General features: G+C 42.4%; 15 protein-coding genes. 9 read left to right on the top strand and 6 right to left on the bottom strand.

Annotated features, from left to right (window positions below; genetic code table 11):
- Positions 1–430: 430 nt before the first annotated feature.
- The 6 genes from FTU77_RS12680 to FTU77_RS12655 all read left to right on the top strand — a co-directional run bounded on the left by FTU77_RS12680 (position 431) and on the right by FTU77_RS12655 (position 5,688).
- On the top strand, positions 431–1,387 hold the full coding sequence (locus tag FTU77_RS12680; RefSeq protein WP_078189556.1) for a VacJ family lipoprotein: 957 nt from the start codon (positions 431–433) through the stop codon (positions 1,385–1,387).
- A gap of 98 nt (positions 1,388–1,485) precedes the next feature.
- The gene (gigA, locus tag FTU77_RS12675) at positions 1,486–2,454 is read left to right on the top strand and encodes an RsbU family protein phosphatase GigA (RefSeq protein ID WP_180055952.1); all 969 of its coding nucleotides are present in this window, start codon (positions 1,486–1,488) and stop codon (positions 2,452–2,454) included.
- Positions 2,455–2,566: 112 nt separating this feature from the next.
- Complete coding sequence (gene gigB, locus FTU77_RS12670) at positions 2,567–3,085, top strand: anti-anti-sigma factor GigB (RefSeq protein WP_078189558.1); 519 nt, start codon at positions 2,567–2,569, stop codon at positions 3,083–3,085.
- Positions 3,086–3,117: 32 nt separating this feature from the next.
- Positions 3,118–3,942 carry a carbon-nitrogen hydrolase family protein gene (locus tag FTU77_RS12665; RefSeq protein WP_180055951.1) on the top strand — a complete coding sequence of 275 codons (825 nt, stop codon included), beginning with the start codon at positions 3,118–3,120 and terminating at the stop codon, positions 3,940–3,942.
- 95 nt (positions 3,943–4,037) lie between these two features.
- Positions 4,038–4,463 carry an organic hydroperoxide resistance protein gene (locus FTU77_RS12660; RefSeq protein WP_180055950.1) on the top strand — a complete coding sequence of 142 codons (426 nt, stop codon included), beginning with the start codon at positions 4,038–4,040 and terminating at the stop codon, positions 4,461–4,463.
- A gap of 133 nt (positions 4,464–4,596) precedes the next feature.
- Positions 4,597–5,688, top strand: a complete 1,092-nt coding sequence (locus FTU77_RS12655; protein ID WP_180055949.1) for a hypothetical protein — start codon at positions 4,597–4,599, stop codon at positions 5,686–5,688.
- A 76-nt stretch (positions 5,689–5,764) separates the two neighbouring features.
- On the opposite strand, the gene gspE is transcribed toward FTU77_RS12655, so the two are convergent.
- On the bottom strand, positions 5,765–7,252 hold the full coding sequence (gspE, locus tag FTU77_RS12650; protein WP_180055948.1) for a type II secretion system ATPase GspE: 1,488 nt from the start codon (positions 7,250–7,252) through the stop codon (positions 5,765–5,767).
- Positions 7,253–7,352: 100 nt separating this feature from the next.
- Between gspE and FTU77_RS12645 the strand changes: the two genes are divergently transcribed.
- Both FTU77_RS12645 and FTU77_RS12640 read left to right on the top strand, forming a co-directional pair.
- A complete protein-coding gene (locus FTU77_RS12645) occupies positions 7,353–8,174 on the top strand; it encodes a hypothetical protein (RefSeq protein WP_111884712.1) in 822 nt (273 codons plus the stop codon).
- 9 nt (positions 8,175–8,183) lie between these two features.
- Positions 8,184–9,107: a mechanosensitive ion channel family protein gene (locus FTU77_RS12640; RefSeq protein ID WP_180050202.1), complete on the top strand. Its 924-nt coding sequence runs from the start codon at positions 8,184–8,186 to the stop codon at positions 9,105–9,107.
- Between the two features lie 121 nt (positions 9,108–9,228).
- Here FTU77_RS12640 and FTU77_RS12635 read toward each other — a convergent pair whose 3' ends face one another.
- Positions 9,229–12,015, bottom strand: a complete 2,787-nt coding sequence (locus tag FTU77_RS12635; protein ID WP_180055955.1) for a DUF2339 domain-containing protein — start codon at positions 12,013–12,015, stop codon at positions 9,229–9,231.
- A 163-nt stretch (positions 12,016–12,178) separates the two neighbouring features.
- Here FTU77_RS12635 and polA point away from each other — a divergent pair, with 163 nt between their 5' ends.
- Entirely contained in the window at positions 12,179–14,944 is a 2,766-nt protein-coding gene (polA, locus tag FTU77_RS12630) for a DNA polymerase I (protein ID WP_180055947.1), read from the top strand.
- Positions 14,945–15,100: 156 nt separating this feature from the next.
- Here polA and FTU77_RS12625 read toward each other — a convergent pair whose 3' ends face one another.
- From FTU77_RS12625 to FTU77_RS12610, 4 genes are read right to left on the bottom strand one after another with little or no spacing between them, the layout of a single operon-like run.
- Entirely contained in the window at positions 15,101–15,664 is a 564-nt protein-coding gene (locus tag FTU77_RS12625; RefSeq protein ID WP_078189567.1) for a YggT family protein, read from the bottom strand.
- Between the two features lie 27 nt (positions 15,665–15,691).
- The gene (proC, locus tag FTU77_RS12620; RefSeq protein ID WP_168378486.1) at positions 15,692–16,522 is read right to left on the bottom strand and encodes a pyrroline-5-carboxylate reductase; all 831 of its coding nucleotides are present in this window, start codon (positions 16,520–16,522) and stop codon (positions 15,692–15,694) included.
- Complete coding sequence (tilS, locus tag FTU77_RS12615; protein WP_180055946.1) at positions 16,519–17,895, bottom strand: tRNA lysidine(34) synthetase TilS; 1,377 nt, start codon at positions 17,893–17,895, stop codon at positions 16,519–16,521. The genes proC and tilS overlap by 4 nt, the downstream gene beginning before the upstream one ends.
- Positions 17,832–18,656 carry an acetyl-CoA carboxylase carboxyltransferase subunit alpha gene (locus FTU77_RS12610; protein WP_078189570.1) on the bottom strand — a complete coding sequence of 275 codons (825 nt, stop codon included), beginning with the start codon at positions 18,654–18,656 and terminating at the stop codon, positions 17,832–17,834. The genes tilS and FTU77_RS12610 overlap by 64 nt, the downstream gene beginning before the upstream one ends.
- Positions 18,657–18,663 lie beyond the last annotated feature (7 nt).

The following is an 18,663-nucleotide window of genomic DNA, read 5'->3' as shown; positions in this document are numbered from 1 at the left end:
ATTTCGATCGATCAATCAGTAAAAATCCACACAAGTTGTTCTTCATAATCTCTTAATGATCTTCTTGTTGGTTCGTCACCAGCAAGCTAGGTCGGCTATATTACTCTTTATTTCTAAAGAGTCAACCGGTAATTCAAATTATTTAAACTTATCAAATAAAACCCAACTTAATCAATTCAACGAAGTCATTGTTTTATCAGAAGTTTTAATCTTCATCACCGCCGATGGATGTGCATTCTACAGCATTTCTGATCCAACGCAACACCTTTTTTTAAATAATTATTTTGAGCGCACATTTTTCGCTCAAATTACATTTTTTCATTCATATTTTGATCAAATTTGGTTTAATAGTAATAAATCAGGATTATTTGAACGTTTTTACTTATTATACGGCAAACATTTTGCCGCGCTAAAAGCGTCAGGACTATATATGCGCCAAACTTCTTTTTTATATGCAGGATTATTGTCACTTGTCGTAACAACACCTGTATTTGCAAATGACGAAGCTTCAGCACCTGTTGCTCAAGATTCAGAAGCTGCCAATAAATCAAAAACACAACAACTTGCGCATGCTGCGATGGTCAAGTCATCTGAAGTTGCAAAAAAATTATCTGTTAATGCGAATGCAGCACAATCAGAAGAAGATAAAGACCCTTTCCAACCGATCAACCGGAAAGTTTACGCATTTAATGATTATTTAGATGTCCATATTGCCCGCCCTGCTGCTGTGCAATATGTCGCAAAAACTCCAAAGGATATTCGTGAATCTTATCGTTTATTCCGTAAAAATTTAGGCGAACCTTGGAATGCGTTTAACCAACTCATCCAAGGACGACCGACACGTGCCGCAAAAAGTCTAGGTCGCTTTACTGTTAATACACTGACAACTTTAGGCTTTGCTGACCCTGCGAGTCGCCTAGGCCTAGAAACCGAAGATGAAAATTTTGGTGCAACTTTAGGATATTACGGTATTCCTTCTGGTCCTTATATTGTTCTACCAGTGCTTGGCCCAAGCACATTGCGCCAAACCGTTGGTCTAGCTGTAGATAGTCAAGGACGTCCACAGAAATATATGCTTGATGGTCATGATGTAGCTTACTGGTCTGAGCAAACTTTACGTGGAATTGATACTCGCGCTCAATTACTGGATATCGAAGGTGTATTGCAAGGCGATAAATACGCTCAAATTCGTGATATCTATTTGCAACGCCTGAACTATTCTATTGCCGAGAAAAAAGGTATTGCTGAAGAAAACTTATTTATTGATGAAGAAGATGACGATATTGATGAATCTGAAGATAATTCAACAGATGTTTCATCTGATGATTCTACCGATTTCATTGATGATAGCAGTTCAGATGATACCGACACGGTAACAACTGAATAAATAAAATTTTTCAATTGGCTGGTGTGGTTTTTCCCTCCAGCCATCATTAGCTTGCTATAGTACACTTATTGTCTATCGAAGGATTCATCTAATTCTTTATGTATTTCATTCAACCTACTCGTGATATTCCATATTTAGATCAGGTACTTGATGCGCTTCCTAGCGTACAAATGATTAACATTGAAGATCTAGACTTGTATGATCCAACGATCATTGCAATTGCTGATGTTGCCGACTTTTTAAATCACCAATGGACACTTCCTACCATTGTGCTCGCTTTTGAGCATGAGGGCGCTGCATTGGCTCAAGCGTGGCAACAAGGTGCTTTAGCAGGATGGGTGTGGGATCATATTCCAACTAACCTCCAAGCAGCACTCACTAAAATTGATGCGCAATACAAACGCAATCAAGACAGCCGCGACCTCCCTTCTGCTGCAGATTTGCAAAAACGCTTACTGCCAAATCCAATCGAACTCCACAATTATAAAGTTGAAACATTCTTCCAACCTTCTGCTTATTTATCGGGTGATTGGTACGATTACTGGAAAATCAGCGATAAAGAAATTATGTTTTATCTCGCAGATGTGTCTGGTCATGGGGTAACGAGTAGTTTACTGACCTCATGGATGGCTGCTTTCCACGGTCGTTCAAAAACCCCGAGAGAACTCATCAAAAAGCTCAATGGCATGCTGGTTCAAGAAAATATTGAAAAGCACATTACCATGATTGCTGGGATACTCAATCTCGATACGCATGTCTTGAAATGGTCTAGTGCAGGGCATTATCCGCCGGCCATTTTATTTGAACCCGGTCTTCCTGCGCGAATTTTAAATACCAGCAGCTTCCCACTCGGCTTAACTGAAGACCTAGAAGTTGAAGAGTTTGAATTTATCTTAAATCGTTATTCTCGCTTTGTAATTTGCTCCGATGGCGCACTCGAACCTTTTGACGGTGGATTGAATGAACAGCTAGGTCAATTGGTTTATCACTTGCAAAATCAATCATTTCAAGCACCAGACCATGTTGCTGACGATATTGCCATCCTAAGTTTACGTCGAATCAATTAATCACGAAATCAATTACTTAAACCAAATACGACTTTCTGATCATACTCGGCTACTTGAGTAAGCTGTGCCCCTATGGGATAATTTACTATCCTTCTCTGCAAATGGCATTTATATGTCAACAGGTCATGTTGAATATGCAAGCTTGAACGGAACGCATATTTTTAAGCTTATTGGCGAAGTGCGTGCCCAATCTTGTATTAGTCTAGACAAGTTATTAAACAAAATTGAACAGCAACAAAATGTCGTCGGTGCAATCGTTGATTTAACCCAAACGACATTTATCGATAGTACTGTTCTTGGCATTTTGGCGAAACTGGGTTTGAAGCTCAAACAAGTTCACCATATCCAAGCGGTAATGTTGTCTACAAACTCTGATATCACAACGCTTGCCAATAGCATGGGTTTAGGTCAAGTGTTTGTTATTTTGAATTATTGTGGTGATCCAAGTGTATGCACTCGCGCACTTATGGAAGAACACATTACCCATAGCAATATGCTGAATACGGTTTTAGATGCACACAAAACGCTGATGAAACTGAATGATAGCAACCAAAATATGTTTGAGCCTTTGGTCAAACAACTGCAAAAAGAGCAGGATAATCTAGAGCAACCCAAGCAGCAAAATGTCTAATTTAGGTTAATCACAGCAGAGACCCTCTTCGCATGACTTTACTTTCCGTTGCACAAATGAATTCTCAAAATGACATTGAAGATAACTTCAAAGTGATCGAGTCATTGATGCAACAATGTCAGGCTCAAGGTGCGAGTCTCATTGTATTTCCTGAAAATTTTGTCTGCTTTGCCGCAGGTAAACAACGCGAAACCGCGGCGCAATTTGAAAGTATTCAGCAGCGACTAGAACAACTCGCACATCGTTATCAACTTTGGATTGTTGCGGGCACACTCCCATGCCCTTATCGTCCAGATGGTTCAATCATTCAAGATGGCCGTGTCCGTACTGTTAGCCTGTGTATCAGCCCTGAACATACCGAAGCACGTTATGACAAAATTCATTTATTTGATGTGCAAGTTGGTGACGCTGTCGGTGGCTATCAAGAATCAAAATTTTTTGAACCTGGTACTGAAACCGTAGTTGCAACAACACCTTTTGGCAATATTGGCCTGATGGTGTGCTACGACTTGCGCTTTCCTGAACTGGCTTTGAAACTTCGTAGCCAAGGTGCAAACATTTTAACGGCGCCTGCAGCTTTTACTTATACCACGGGTGAAATGCACTGGCAGTTGTTACTGCAAGCTCGTGCCATGGATAGTCAATGTGCTGTATTAGGTGCCGCACAACAAGGCTGGCATGGTGAAAAGCGTCAAACTTGGGGTCATGCTGGAGCAAGCAACAGCCGTGGTCAAATTTTAGCAATCACCGCAGAAGAAGGCGCTCAACTACTCACATTTCCTTTTGACTTAGACGAACAGCAGCAGATTCGTGCATCAATGCCACTGATGCAGCACCGTGTTTTGGTTCAATATTGATTTTCACTCTGTATAAAATTACAAAAAAACTGAATATTATTTAAACAAAATCCCCCACGATATGATTTTGAACCATCATCTGAGGGATTAGAAAAATGACTTTAGAAAAAGCAGTTTATACAGCCCATGCAAAAGCCACTGGTGGTCGTGATGGTCGTGCAACGACATCCGATGGTCATTTAGATGTTCAATTGGCTGTGCCGAAAATTATGGGGGGTACAGGTAATGGTACGAATCCTGAACAACTCTTCGCCGCTGGTTATTCAGCGTGTTTTTTAGGTGCGATGAAATTTGTTGCCAACCGCGATAAATTAAATATATCTCAAGATGCCTATATTGAAGGTGAAGTTGGTATTGGTCCGATCCCGACCGGTTTCGGTATTGAAGTGACCTTAAATATTCATTTAGAAGGGATGGATCAGGCAGAAGCCCAAAAACTGGTCGATGCTGCACATATTGTCTGCCCTTATTCCAATGCAACACGTGGCAATATCAATGTAACGTTAAATGCGATTACCTGATGAACTCCTACCCTAAAACAAAATGTTTTAGGGTAGCTTCCTAAATTATCAAAATAAATTTTATAAAAAATATAGCCTTATATTTCAAACATAAATAAGATAAGACGAATAATTAAAACCGAGTTTATAAGAAATGTCTGCGTTATTTTATGTATGGGATGCTGAACAGCATCATTTTCAAACAACAATTTCTACATTAGAACAGGCAGAATATTTTGCAACCAATCCTCAAGATTTAGGTTTTACAGAAAATCTGAAAAATTGGCTCATTGAAGTTGAAAGTATTGTGACTAATCCTGAACTTGCAGAAAATTTCGATGAAGAAATTATCCAGTTCTTTAGTAATGTAAAGGGCTTCTTTAACTTTTCTACGAATGTTTTTGTGATTGAATATTTGCAGGAAAAAAGTAAATACCTTTATAAAATATTGGTCGAAACATTGCGCAAGCATAATCTCGTTGCTTTTGATGCAAAGCATTATGTGTTTTTCAGTCGGGATGTTATTTTCCCCGATCAGAAAAGTATTGAACAGATGTTAAGCTCTGTCGAAGCAGTATCAAGAGAACAGTTATTACAATTTAAAGCTATACCACAAACACAAGAGAAGCTCAGTATTTTTGCAGATCAGTGGTTAGATTTAAATAAAGAATCTTTAAATTTTATAAAGCAGAGAAAAAAAAATCAATTTAACGAAACTATATATCATCGAGATTTTAATGATCAAATATATGAAGGTATATTAATACTATGTTCAAGTAAAAAAAATGTTTTAGCATATAGCCAAATTGCTTTGGGAAGTTATATTCAAATTTCATCAGAAAAAGCAATCCGTATACTACGCCAACATTTTATAGATGATCATACCTTGCAGTATTTACCCAATATTCATGGAATAGAGGGGGAAGCAATTCATTTTAATGATCCACAACAATTGCAGCACGTGTTACAACAAGTTTATGATTTTTTAATTTATGATGAAGAAAAACATAAAGATCTGGAAACTTTAAATCAGTGGTTGAATCATGGAGATGAAAAAGAATATATCACAGGTCTAGGTGCTATCTCACGTTTAGTGTTAGCAAAGTATGTTAATGATCCTTTATATAATCAATTGATGCAGGAAGCTTTGCCATATGTAAATAGAAATAGATTTTTTAAGAATATGACTTTAGATCAATTCTATGAAAGATTAGAAATGGAAATAAAAGAGATTTTAGAAAAATAAGCTAATTTCATACCTACCAAAATATAAGATGCACTTTATAAGTACATCTTATATTTAAAAATTACAGAAAAACTCTCTACTCCGCCGCTTCATTGGTGACTCGAAGCACTTCTTCCAATGTGGTTTTACCGGCCAACACTTTGCGCAAACCATCATCCCGAATAGAACCCGACTGTTTACGCGCATAGGTTTCAATTTCATATTCCGCAGCATTGCCATGCACTAGACGGCGCATTTGATCATCGACCGGGACAATTTCATAAATGGCAGTACGCCCGATAAATCCGGTATGTGAACAGTGCTCACAACCTTTGGGTTGCGGTAACTTCAGTTCAGTGCCGACATCTAAATGGCGGAAAATTTCTGTTTCAAAAGCATCCGCTTCATGCCATGTTGCACAACGTGGACATAAGGTACGAACCAAGCGCTGGGCAATCACACCAATTAAAGAACTGGCAAGTAAAAACGGCTCAATCCCCATGTCTTTTAAACGCGTTACTGCACCAATCGCGGTATTGGTATGCAAGGTTGAAAGGACTAAATGACCCGTAAGGGATGCTTGCACGGCAATTTCTGCTGTTTCCAAATCACGAATCTCACCCACCATCACCACATCTGGATCCTGTCGCAGCATGGCTTTTAAAGCCCGGGCAAAAGTCATATCCACTTTGGTGTTGACCTGAGTCTGCCCAATACCTTCCAGTTGATATTCGATTGGGTCTTCAGCGGTTAAAATATTTTTTGAGCCGTCATTCAGGTCGGACAATGCCGCATATAAAGTGGTGGTTTTACCCGAGCCTGTCGGCCCAGTCACAAGAATAATGCCATGCGGACGATGCACCAGTTGTTTCAGTCGATCATAGTCATGTTGCATCAAGCCCAAATGGGTCATATTTAAACGCCCAGCTTGCTTATCGAGTAAACGCATCACCACACGCTCACCATACGAAGACGGTAAGGTTGATACACGAACATCGACTTCACGGCCCGCCAAACGCAGAGAAATACGACCATCTTGTGGAATTCGCTTTTCTGCAATATCGAGTTTGGCCATGACTTTGATCCGTGACACCAACAATGGCGCAAGTTCACGACGAGGCTGCACAATTTCACGTAATTGACCATCAACACGTAAGCGGACAGACAGCTTTTTTTCAAAAGATTCGATATGAATATCTGAAGCTCCAACACGAATTGCTTCCGACAATAAAGCATTGATTAAGCGTACAATCGGCGCATCATCTTCCTGATCCATCAAATCTTCAGCTTCTGGCACAGAGTCCGCAAGGCTAAGTAAATCAGGATGATCTTCCAGACCCGCTGCCACTTGTTGAGACTCACCGGTGTCTCCGGCAAAGCTTGCACTGAGTAATTGATTAAACTCTTGCTCACTACATAATTGATATTGTGCAGGATGCCCTAAATAGCGACGTGCTTCTTGCAAAGCCAGTAGTGGCGTGCTGTCACGACGCACAATAAAAGCTTGATCACCCTCATATCGAAGCAATACGCCATGACGTTTGGCAAAACTATATGGTATTTGTAATTGTTTAAGTACTTGCATCACGCATTATAATGATGAAAAAAGTTGTTTTGAGTGTACTCTAAGCATCTGACAGCGTGAAGTCTGTTTTTAGGATTTATCAGGACAAGGGATATACGCATTGCCATTAGAAAATGATTTGACTGAAAAGGAATCCCCAAAACGTAAATGGTGGGGGGAATATCAATTTGAACTGAATCACCCGCGCAGTTGGCAGTTTGGGTCTTTATTGTTTCGTGTGACGCGCGGCATGCAAGAGTGGCGTATGGAATACCATCGCCCGACCTTTCAGTTTGACTATGAGCAGCAATGGCATCCGATACAAGACCCTGAATTTGGTTTTCCACAACCCATTAAAATGGAACGTTATATGTTCCGCCAGACGCATGACAAAATTCAAATCATGCCACGTTTGGCAGATCGGTCTGTGGTGATTAAACCGGTCGATCCGATTTATATTCCAGCGGGACAGCGCGGAACGCTGTATATCAGCACACCGCTGTGGATTGCTGGCTTTGTCGAAGGTCTTAGAGAACCTTTGTTTGATATACCTGTGATTCTACCAAAAGATACCTGGTTTGGTCCGAACCATCGAATGGGTGAAATTTGCTATGCCACAGCAGTTGATGGTCGTACAGAACTTAAACAACTCAAACCTCGTGCTTTTCGTGCAGTAACCCCTATTGAGTTTCATAACGTGAGTAATCAACAGATTCGTTTTGACCGTATGAATGTCCCTGTACCGGCTTTGCCATTATTTTATAGTGAAAGTACAGGACGTTTATGGACTTCACAAATTCGAGTCGTGCATGAAGGTCATGACAAACCGCCGCGGGTCAAAATTGAAAACCGTACACCGCCACAAGCAGGTGACGTTGTTTATCTACATCCGCCACGCGAGTCAGCCAATGTGCTGTTCAATATGTTTGATTCATTTTTCTAACGGTGAGCCATGGCAGATTTAAATATTTCGACAGAAATTACCAGCAGCCTAAAAGGAATGGTCGCCAATCTCAATACTGATCGGCTGACAGAATTATTGGTGGCTGTTTTATTGGCAGTCATCGGCTTTCTGATTGCACGTTTTATCTCAAACACCTTTATCCGCACTGTGGGTATGCGTTTCAATGCTCATCAGCAGTTGGTTTGGCGTCGCGGGATTTTCTATTTCATCTTTTTAATCTTTGTGATGGCCAGTTTAAAAGAAGCCGGCTTTAAACTCAGCGTCTTCTTGGGTGCAGCAGGTATTTTAACGGTCGCACTGGGTTTTGCCTCGCAAACGTCCGCATCCAACCTGATCAGCGGGATGTTCTTGATCGGTGAAGGGTCTTTTGAGGTTGGTGATACCATTCAATTGACACTGATTCGCGGGCATACCATTGAAGGTGAAGTAATCTCGATTGATTTACTGTCGGTCAAATTACTCACGCAGGACAATGTCTATGTCCGTTTGCCGAATGAACAACTGATTCGGGCACCTGTACATAACCTGTCTAAGTTTCCAATACGGCGCATTCCAATTACCCTTGCAATTAACTTTCATGAAGACATCATCAAAGTCCGTGAAGTTTTATTAGATGCCGTCAGTAAATATCCATTGGTCTTGGCCGATCCTAAACCTGCCGTGACCGTCACTGCCTTTCGTGAATCTTCCATTGAGCTGCTTTTTGCTATTTGGTGTCAAAGAGAGAATTTCCTAAAAGTCCGTGATGAAATGCAGGAACGGATTCGCAATGCCTTTGTAGAAAATAAAATTGAAATTCCTGTACCGAAAATGGGTTTTGTTGACCACCCGCTTTCTACGCAAGCAAGCAATGCCGACGTCGATCAATATGCCAATGCACAAGAGATCCAACGAGAACCTCAACTCAAATAATGGTTTATAGACTTGATATGAAAAGCCCTGCATATCTTCAAATGTGCAGGGTTTTTTTATCATCTACTATTATAGCCATCGACCTGTACAGCTTAGTGATTTCGTACCTTTAAGAACTTCATCATGGCTCAATCTTGTCATTCGGCATGGGGGCAATATAAGCAATCAAAAGCATGGCAAAACCTGCCGCCATAAACGAAATCACTCGCATGAGTGTGCCGACATGAGATAAATCCAGCAAGACCAATTTCAACGTCACCAAGACCAAAATACTGCCGCCGAGCAGCCAAACTGAACGTAATTGGCGCTGACTGGCAAAGCGCATACTCACCAAAGCCAATAACACCCACAGCACGGTAAAACTGAGTTGAATGGTCGCATCACTCCAAATGTCTAAACTGTTATAAGGTGTATCCAGATACCTATGTAAGGCACGGAGCACAACATAGCTACTTAACCAAAGTAGCCCTAGGACACTCAACACGGCAGCCAAGCTACGATCTAAACCAGCTTTTAACTGTTGATTCAACATCCATAAAAAAGCCGCTAACAACAGCAAACTCACTGCATCAAAAGGATTCAGTATCGGCAAGATATATCCCACAAAGGCCTGCTGACTAAAGAGTTGTGAACAAATAATCCAAGCCAAACTTAAAAGCAAGCTACTGCGAGCCTGCCAAAACATTTTCCAGACCGGTTGCTGCGCTTGCCAATAACACCATGCACAAAATATCAGCGGCAAAATTACCACACTGATATACGGCATACTGGGTATCAGCGTCAGACTGGTCCACGCCAAGCTACTCAAAATTCCGAGACTGACCCATTCTTTTTCTTCACGCACACCGAGTAATGGTCGTAGCCAAAGCAGCGTCAAGCTCAGCCCAGCGAATGCAAAATAAATCTGCTCCATCGTTGAATGCCAAATTAACTGACCGTTCTCACTCACTGAAATAACTTGGTACAGCCCCATCACATAAACAGGCACTAGACCGGTCCACTTAATGATGGACCAACTCCACGAAGCTTTTCGTTTTAACAAGCCTTCATTCACCAACAGATAGGCCACACTGACAATCAATAAACTCAAGGCCAATTGATGACTACTCTGCAGCCAATCTAAGAGCAACATGGTGAACATAGTAGTTGCTGAGAGCATTTGCACACATTGAAAGGCAATACTCGAACTTGAAAGCTGTTTATGAAATGCAGGAACAGCATGCGTCACGATAATGGCCGCCAAATAGCTCAAACACACGCCCCAATACATCTGTGCAGGGAAATGTGGCAGTTGAACCAAATAATACAGACTTGAACAACCCGCCATCACCAAGAGCGCCATGCCTAAATAACGGCTGATATTGGACTGCTTGTATAGGGCATATATAAATATCAATGCACCTTCAACTGCCCAACCGACCACACTCCACTGCTCTTTCAATACTATCGGTGGAATCAATGCCAAGAAAATTAAGGTCAAACTCAAATAACTTTGTGCAATCAGTGGGATCACAGCACTACGTTTACTGATGCTATACAGTGCGGCAAAAAGCGCTGCAAATAGCAAGCTATACCCCGCCTGCCATACGGTTTCCTCAAAATACATCAAATACAATGCCAGATAAGCAAGCAGTGGTGCAGCAAAAATCAGTGCAATATCCAAGGCAGGTTTGAGTTGAAAATGCGCAAGATCCTGTTTCGCCAATAACTGGCTAAAACGAAAACCTAGCCAGATAAAAATCGCAGCGTGGGCTAAAACCAGCACGCTCATCATCTGACGTTCGGTGGTGTATCCGTGGTAAAAAGCATATCCACCACCCATAATCACCGTCATCAAAAATGCGATTTGATTCAGATATTTCCACGGTCTTAAAGTACTCATGACCGCAACAGCAATATTAATCACAAGATAATAGGCGATGAATTCCGTTGCAGTTGCATCACGAACAGGCAAGGTAAATGGCGCAAGATAGGCGATCAGCATTGCCATGATTGCCAGTTCTACTGACTGTTGTTTCAAACTGAGCCAAATCGTCAATGCCATAAGCACTGCATACAGTACACAGGCCATGCCAAAGCCCGCAATCACGGCATTGTAATAGGCAAAAAATAAGGTCAAAAACAGCGCTGCAAGACCTAGACCTTCTAGCGCTAAGGCAAAACTTCGATTTTTGGCTTGCAGCCAATATCCTAGTCCGACAACACCAGCACTGATCAAACTCACAATCAACAGCTTCATGGCCAAGCTTAGTTGCCAATGCTCTGTGGCAAATCTAAGTAATAGCACCACGCCAATCACCAAGACCAGTACCGCCACTTTTAACACGGGATTACCTTGGAAAAGCCATTGCTGAATTTGACTGGATAAATTTGGTGCAGACTTGGATGATGTATTAGAAGGCGTTGAATTGAATGTTGCCTGATGTCTAGCTGTACCAATTGCAGTCGCGGGATGTACAGATGGTGTATCGTCAGAATCAAAATTTTCAGGACGGTCTATTGTCGATGCTGACATTGAAGTAGCCACATGACACGATTGCGACTGAAGCGCACGTCCTTGCAATAGATGCAGCTGACGTTCTAATCGTTTCAGCCAACGCAGAAAAAAATAAACCCACAGGCTAATCCCGATCGCAACCAAATATCCCAATTCTGTTAACAGTCCAACGACCGTTAATAACGATGCAATATATAACGGAACCTTTGATGTCACTTGAAATGCTTGTTTTGATGAGCTCAGTGCATCAGCGCCATGCTGTAAATCATCGACATAATTCATCACACTGAGCATAAAACCGATACCACTGATATAACTCAGGATTCGGACATCTAAATACCATGCCCCGATCCCTACCATGATCAGCGTCATCAACCAAATCATCTTGATTTCATTATTCTGTTTCAGCATACCTGCTTCGTCATTTTCCTGAATGTTTTGATGATACATGAGCCTGACCGATGGATTAAAACTATTCATCAGTGATTCGGTAAGTTACATATACAATCTAGACTCAGCGTACGGGCAAAAAATCACGTACAATAAAACCGTTTTTAGGATTAGGAAATTATCCATGCCACCATTTGTCTTGGTCGATGGCTCATACTTTTTATTTCGTGCCTACCATGCACTGCCACCATTAACCACTTCAACCGGTTTGCATACCAATGCAATCCGAGGTGCCATTTCTGCCATCCAAAAATTAATGCGTCGTATCCAACCGACGCACATGGCCGTTATTTTCGATACACCTGAACCAACCTTCCGTCATGAATTGTCCCCGATTTATAAAGGTGACCGTCCAAGCATGCCTGAAGAATTATCACAACAAATTCCATATCTTCATGCATTAATTCGTGCTCTAGGGATTCCGCTGCATATGTTGCCAGGTGCTGAAGCCGATGACATTATCGGAACTTTAGCCAAACGCGCTGAAGCAGCCGGTCATCAAGTTTTGATCTCCACTGGTGACAAAGACATGGCGCAGCTCGTTACTGAGCGTGTCACTTTAGAAGACAGCTTCAAAGACAAACCGATGGACGTTCAAGGCGTTTTTGAAAAATTTGGGGTGTGGCCGAATCAAATCATTGACTACCTCACGCTGATGGGCGACGCCTCTGACGGCATTCGTGGTGTACCCGGTGTTGGCGCAAAAACAGCAGCGAAACTTTTAACTGAGTACGGCTCGATTGGTGGCATTTTAGAAAATGTCGACAGCATTAAAGGTAAAGTCGGTCAAAACATTAAAGACAATGTCGAAGGGATTACTCTTGACCACCAACTGGCGAGCATTGTTTGCGACCTCGACATGGGCCTTAAATACGAAGATTTGAAACTTGCTGATCCAAATATTCCAGCACTTCGTGATTTATATACTGAACTAGAATTCCGTAACCAACTGCAGTCATTAGATCATCCGAACAACCCCAATGGTGCAACCTACAAACAAGCAGCCAAAGCTATCAACACCACGGCGACTGTTGCCAATGCACCTGAAGCTGAAGATCAAGCGGACAAAACCAGTGTTGATGATTTACTCGGTGAAGCTCGATATCACACGGTATTGACCCAAGAAGATTGGGATGTGTTATTCAAGCGTCTAAGTACTGAAAAGCGTTTTGCCTTTGATACCGAAACCACTAGCCTTGACTACCGCGTGGCGCAGATTGTAGGTTTCTCGGTGGCTTTAGATGCACAAGATGCCTATTACGTGCCGCTTGCGCATGATTATGAAGATGCGCCGCAACAACTTGATCGCGACACAATTCTGAATCAACTCAAACCTTTACTTGAAGATAATGACGTACAAAAAATTGGTCATCATCTCAAATATGATGCACATGTCTTAGAAAATCATGGCATTCATTTGGCAGGTTGGTATTTCGATACCATGTTGGCCTCTTATGTCCTCAACTCTGTGGCTACGCGTCATGGAATGGATGATGTCGCACGTTTGTATTTAAGTCATCTCACAACGACGTTCGAACAAGTGGCCGGCAAAGGCGCAAAACAAAAGACCTTTAACCAAATTGAGCTCGAAACGGCAGCCCATTATGCCGCTGAAGATGCCCATGTGACCTATCGTCTGTATGAAGTACTCGATAAAAAGTTACAAGCCCATCCAGAACTGATCAATATTTTGCACAATATTGAGATGCCAGTTGCCCGTGTTCTGACCTCTATGGAAGAAAACGGCATTGAGCTAGATATGGCATTCCTCGACCAACTTGGTGTGGAATTTGCCAATACCATTCAAAATTTAGAAACCGAAATTACCGATCTTGCGGGTCAAAGCTTCAATGTCAGCTCGCCTAAACAAGTCGGCGAGATTCTGTTTGATAAATTAGGTTTAAAAGGCGGTAAGAAGACCTCTACAGGTCAGTACAGTACCAGTGAAAGTGTTCTAGAGAAAATCGATCATCCGATTACCGATTTAATTTTGGAATATCGTGGTCTCTCTAAACTGAAAAGCACTTATACCGATGGTCTGTTAAAGCAAGTGAATAATGACACACATCGTGTGCATACCAGTTATCACCAAGCGTTAACAGCTACAGGTCGTTTATCATCCACAGATCCCAACTTACAAAACATTCCTGTCCGTGAAGATATTGGGCGCCAAATCCGTAAAGCCTTTATTGCACCTGAAGGTCGCATATTACTTGCAGCCGATTACTCGCAAATCGAATTACGTTTAATGGCACATTTCTCGCAAGATCATGCCTTGGTCGATGCCTTCAATCATGGACAAGACGTACATAAACGTACTGCGGCAGAAGTTTTGGGTATTCCACTCGATGAAGTGACCAGCAACCAACGTCGTCAAGCCAAAGCGGTGAACTTCGGTCTGCTCTATGGCATGTCAGAATTCGGTTTGACTCGTCAGTTGGGTTTCACTCGCGAAGAGTCACGTAACTATATTGGTAAATACTTCCAACGCTACCCTGGTGTTTTAGAATATATGGAACGTACTCGCCAAGTGGCACGTGAACAAGGTTTTGTGGAAACCATTTTAGGTCGTCGTCTGTATACACCGGACATTATGGCGAGCAACAAAATGGTGAAACAAGGCGCTGAACGTGCAGCGATTAATGCGCCGCTACAAGGTTCTGCGGCGGATATTATTAAATTGGCCATGATCGCCGTCGATAAAATCTTACCGAAAGATCAAGCCAAAATGTTACTGCAAGTACACGATGAATTGGTGTTTGAAGTCGATGCTGCAATTGCCGACGAACTCTCTGCCCAACTGGCTGAAGTAATGCAGTCTGTGTTGAAAATTTCCGTTCCACTGATTGTGGAAGTGGGTCAAGGTAATAACTGGGACGAAGCACACTAACTCATTCACGTTCATTCACGCCTTTCTCCCTCTAGGAGGAAGGTTGGATGGAGGTGAGATATCTCCTCGTAGATATTTATTGTTTTACACCACATATTAAATCCACAAAAAAGGACGCCTCGGCGTCCTTTTTAATTTAACTCGTCTTAGCTCAGATTAAAGACCAGTCAATAATGCAATTGCGACTTGCTTCATAATGGTTTCCGCAACCAACAATGCCAAAATCGCAAAAATTGGTGACAAGTCAATCATCCCCATATTTGGAAGAATACGACGGAATGGCGCAAGTAGCGGTTCTGCCAACTCTTGAACCACTTCAATATAAGGCGAACGTGACTGGCTAAACATCACGACCCAACTCAAAATAATCGATGCAAAAATTAAGTAACGACAGAAACGGATTAAATCCTGAATCATGGTCACAAAGGTCATAATGATCAGATGGAATGGACTATTCACCGCCACGCCTGACAAATACATCAAACCAAACATTTTTAACAAATACAGAATCACCACCAACACCAATGCTGCGGTATTCACTCGACCTTTGGCCAAAGTTGGGAAAATTCGGCTAAAGATGTCGACAATTTTTGTTGCTTTTGCTGTTGCCAAAACCACAGGGTTATATGGACTCACGGCAGCAAGCTGCATTAAAAAACGGAAAAATACGAGCAAAATTGCAACGTTAATAATGATTCCAAAAATTTGAGCAGAGCCCATACTTGAACTTTCCTAAATCAAATCGAATTATTTGGTGCTTTCGCTTAACTCTTGTGCCAACTCTTGGCTACGCTTTTGCGCTGCAGCTAAAGCGGCCTGAATATTTTGTGAAATCTGAGCACGATCAAATACTTCAATCGCGGCTTGTGTGGTACCATTTGGAGAAGTTACATTTTTACGCAACTCCGCAGGACTGTTGGCACTGGTAATCGCCATTTGTGCGGCACCTAATGCAGTTTGCAAGGTGAGTGCTGTAGCCACTTTTTCATCCAAGCCCATGTTTTTTCCTGCACGGATCATACTTTCCATCATATAGAAAAAGTATGCAGGACCTGAGCCAGAAACTGCTGTTACCGCATCAATCTGCGCTTCAGAGTTTACCCAAAGTGTTAAACCAGTTGAAGCCAAAACTTGACTTGCAAGATCACGATCTTCAGCCGAAACCGCTTCACCTGCATACAAACCATGCGCACCGGTTTGAACTAAAGCAGGTGTGTTTGGCATGACACGAACAATACGCTCTGTGCCTAATAGTTTTGAAATCGTTGCAATTTCTGCACCTGCAACAATTGAAATCACCAACTTCCCTTCTAGCAACCCTTGTAATGGTGCCAAAACTTTTGCCAACACCTGAGGTTTAACGGCAAAAAGTACAATATCAGCATCTCGAATTGCCGCAACATTATCATCGGTCACATGCAAATCTTTTTCAGCCAAAAGCTCACGTACTTTTTCTACGGGATCTGAAACTGTAATACGTGTCGTCGGGACACCACGTGCAATTAGGCCACCAATTAAAGCCTGTGCCATGTTGCCGCCACCAATGAAACTGATATTACAATTTAGAATTGCGCTCATGATTGAAGATCCGATATTGCAGATTTAGCGTTAAGAGATAATGTCGGTTGCCAGCCAGCTTGAGTACAAAATTCAGACTGTGCCAACCAAAAGCCCTGAGGCGTAAAGACGCCTAGCATAACATTATCTCGGCTTAATATTTGAATAGTATGACGCTGCCATGGAAAAATTTGCGCCTGCTGAATGGCTTTTTTCAACGGCCAACTTCCGACACGACCATACAAATGAATTTTTTCGCCGCCAAGACGTGGGCGAATCTGCAGTTGCTGCCCCAATAATTCAGGTGATAAGCCAACCTCTGAGGGTTGAATCACAAAATGTCCGGCAGGCAACTTGTGGCACTGACCTGCAACACAAGTTATAACCTCAACCTCTTGAATGGGGTCAGTTTGAAGATAATCCGCTTTGGCAATCCGATGAAGTTGCTGTTGAAAGCGCAGATAATAAAACCCATTCCAGTGTAATGCCGCTTGCGAGTCTTCGCGTGAGCCAATCACTTCTGAAAATAAACGCTGTACCATTTCAAAACTTGGACGATATTGCCCCTCACCTTTCATCCAGTGCGATAACAACTGACGCTGACGTGCCTGACTGAGCTGTTGTAAAGCAGCCAAAGATAACATTTGCGATGAACCACAGGCCGCTAAATCTTGCTGCAACACCTCATATAAAATTTCATCAGCATCTTGCATCAAATAACTGGTTCGACTCAAGGCTTGCTGCATTTTAGGAAATCGATCGCTGAGTAACGGCCACAAAATCTCACGACTCCACGCACGGTCATAGTCGGTATCAAAATTGGTGAGGTCTTGAATATTTTGCACATGCAGCTGTGCTGCCCATTGGCAAATTTGCTCACGTGAAAGATCTAATAGCGGACGCCATAATGTAAAATCTTCACGCACATCGAATTTTTTCATGGCAGCAAGGCCATGGACACCGGCACCTGAAAGTAGCCGCAACATCAGTGTCTCAGCTTGATCTTGCTGATGATGCGCGAGTACCAATATTTCATCTGCTTGTAAATGTTCGACAAAGGCTTGATAGCGGGCTGAGCGGGCTTGATTTTCAAGGTTACCTTGCGCAACCTGAACTTTTTGTATGATGAATGGAAGATTCAGCGCTGCACACTGAGCGCGTACAAACTCGCCCCAAGCATGACTACACGCTTGTAGTTGGTGATCAATATAAATCACCCGTATTTTTTCAGGGCACAAAAACGACATAAGATGCAGCAGCAACATGGAATCCATGCCACCACTACATCCTATTAAAAATCGGCTTTGTTCAGGCAGCGCCTGAATTTGACTTAAGCAGTCAGCCCTAAATTGTCGCTGCCAAACTTCATTAAACGCTGATAACGCGCTTCGCATCGTTCGTTTGCATCCATTGGTTGCAGTTCTTCTAGAGCTTGCTTCAAGACCACTTTCAAATCCTGCATGACTTTTTCAGGGTTTAAATGTGCGCCCTCCGCTTCGTCCACCACGTATTCCACAATGCCCATCTTCTGCAATTTATCTGCCGTCAATGCCAATGCTTCACTTGCTTGTTCTGCTTTCTCTGCAGTTTTCCACAAAATAGATGCACAGCCTTCAGGTGAAATCACTGAATAAATACTGTGAGATAGCATAATCACACGGTCAGCCACGCCAATACCGAGCGCACCACCCGAACCACCTTCACCCAATACCGTTGCCACTACAGGCACTTTGAGTGAAGAAAGCTGAGCTAAGCTAGTTGCAATCGCTTCGGCCTGACCACGCTCTTCTGCACCCACACCTGGGTACGCACCCATGGTATCAATAAAGGTAAAGACTGGCAGATTAAAACGCTCGGCCATATCCAATAAACGCTGTGCTTTACGGTAACCTTCGGGGTTACTCATACCAAAATTATGTTGTAATTTTTCACGTGTACTACGACCACGGTGCTGACCTACAATCATCACAGGCTGACCATCTAAACGAGCCAAACCACCAATCATCGCGCCGTCATCACCAAATAGGCGGTCACCGTGCAAAGCATCGAACTCTGTAAAAATTTCGCCAACATAATCCAAAAACTGCGGACGTTCAGGATGACGTGCGATCTGAACCGTAGTCCAGGCTTTAGATTGAGCTGCTTTATTTTTCATAGGTCGA

The organism is Acinetobacter sp. YH12142 (genome assembly GCF_013418435.1).
Lineage (GTDB): Bacteria > Pseudomonadota > Gammaproteobacteria > Pseudomonadales > Moraxellaceae > Acinetobacter > Acinetobacter amyesii.
Note: the sequence above shows the minus strand (reverse complement) of the source record. Positions and strands in the feature narration are given on the sequence as shown.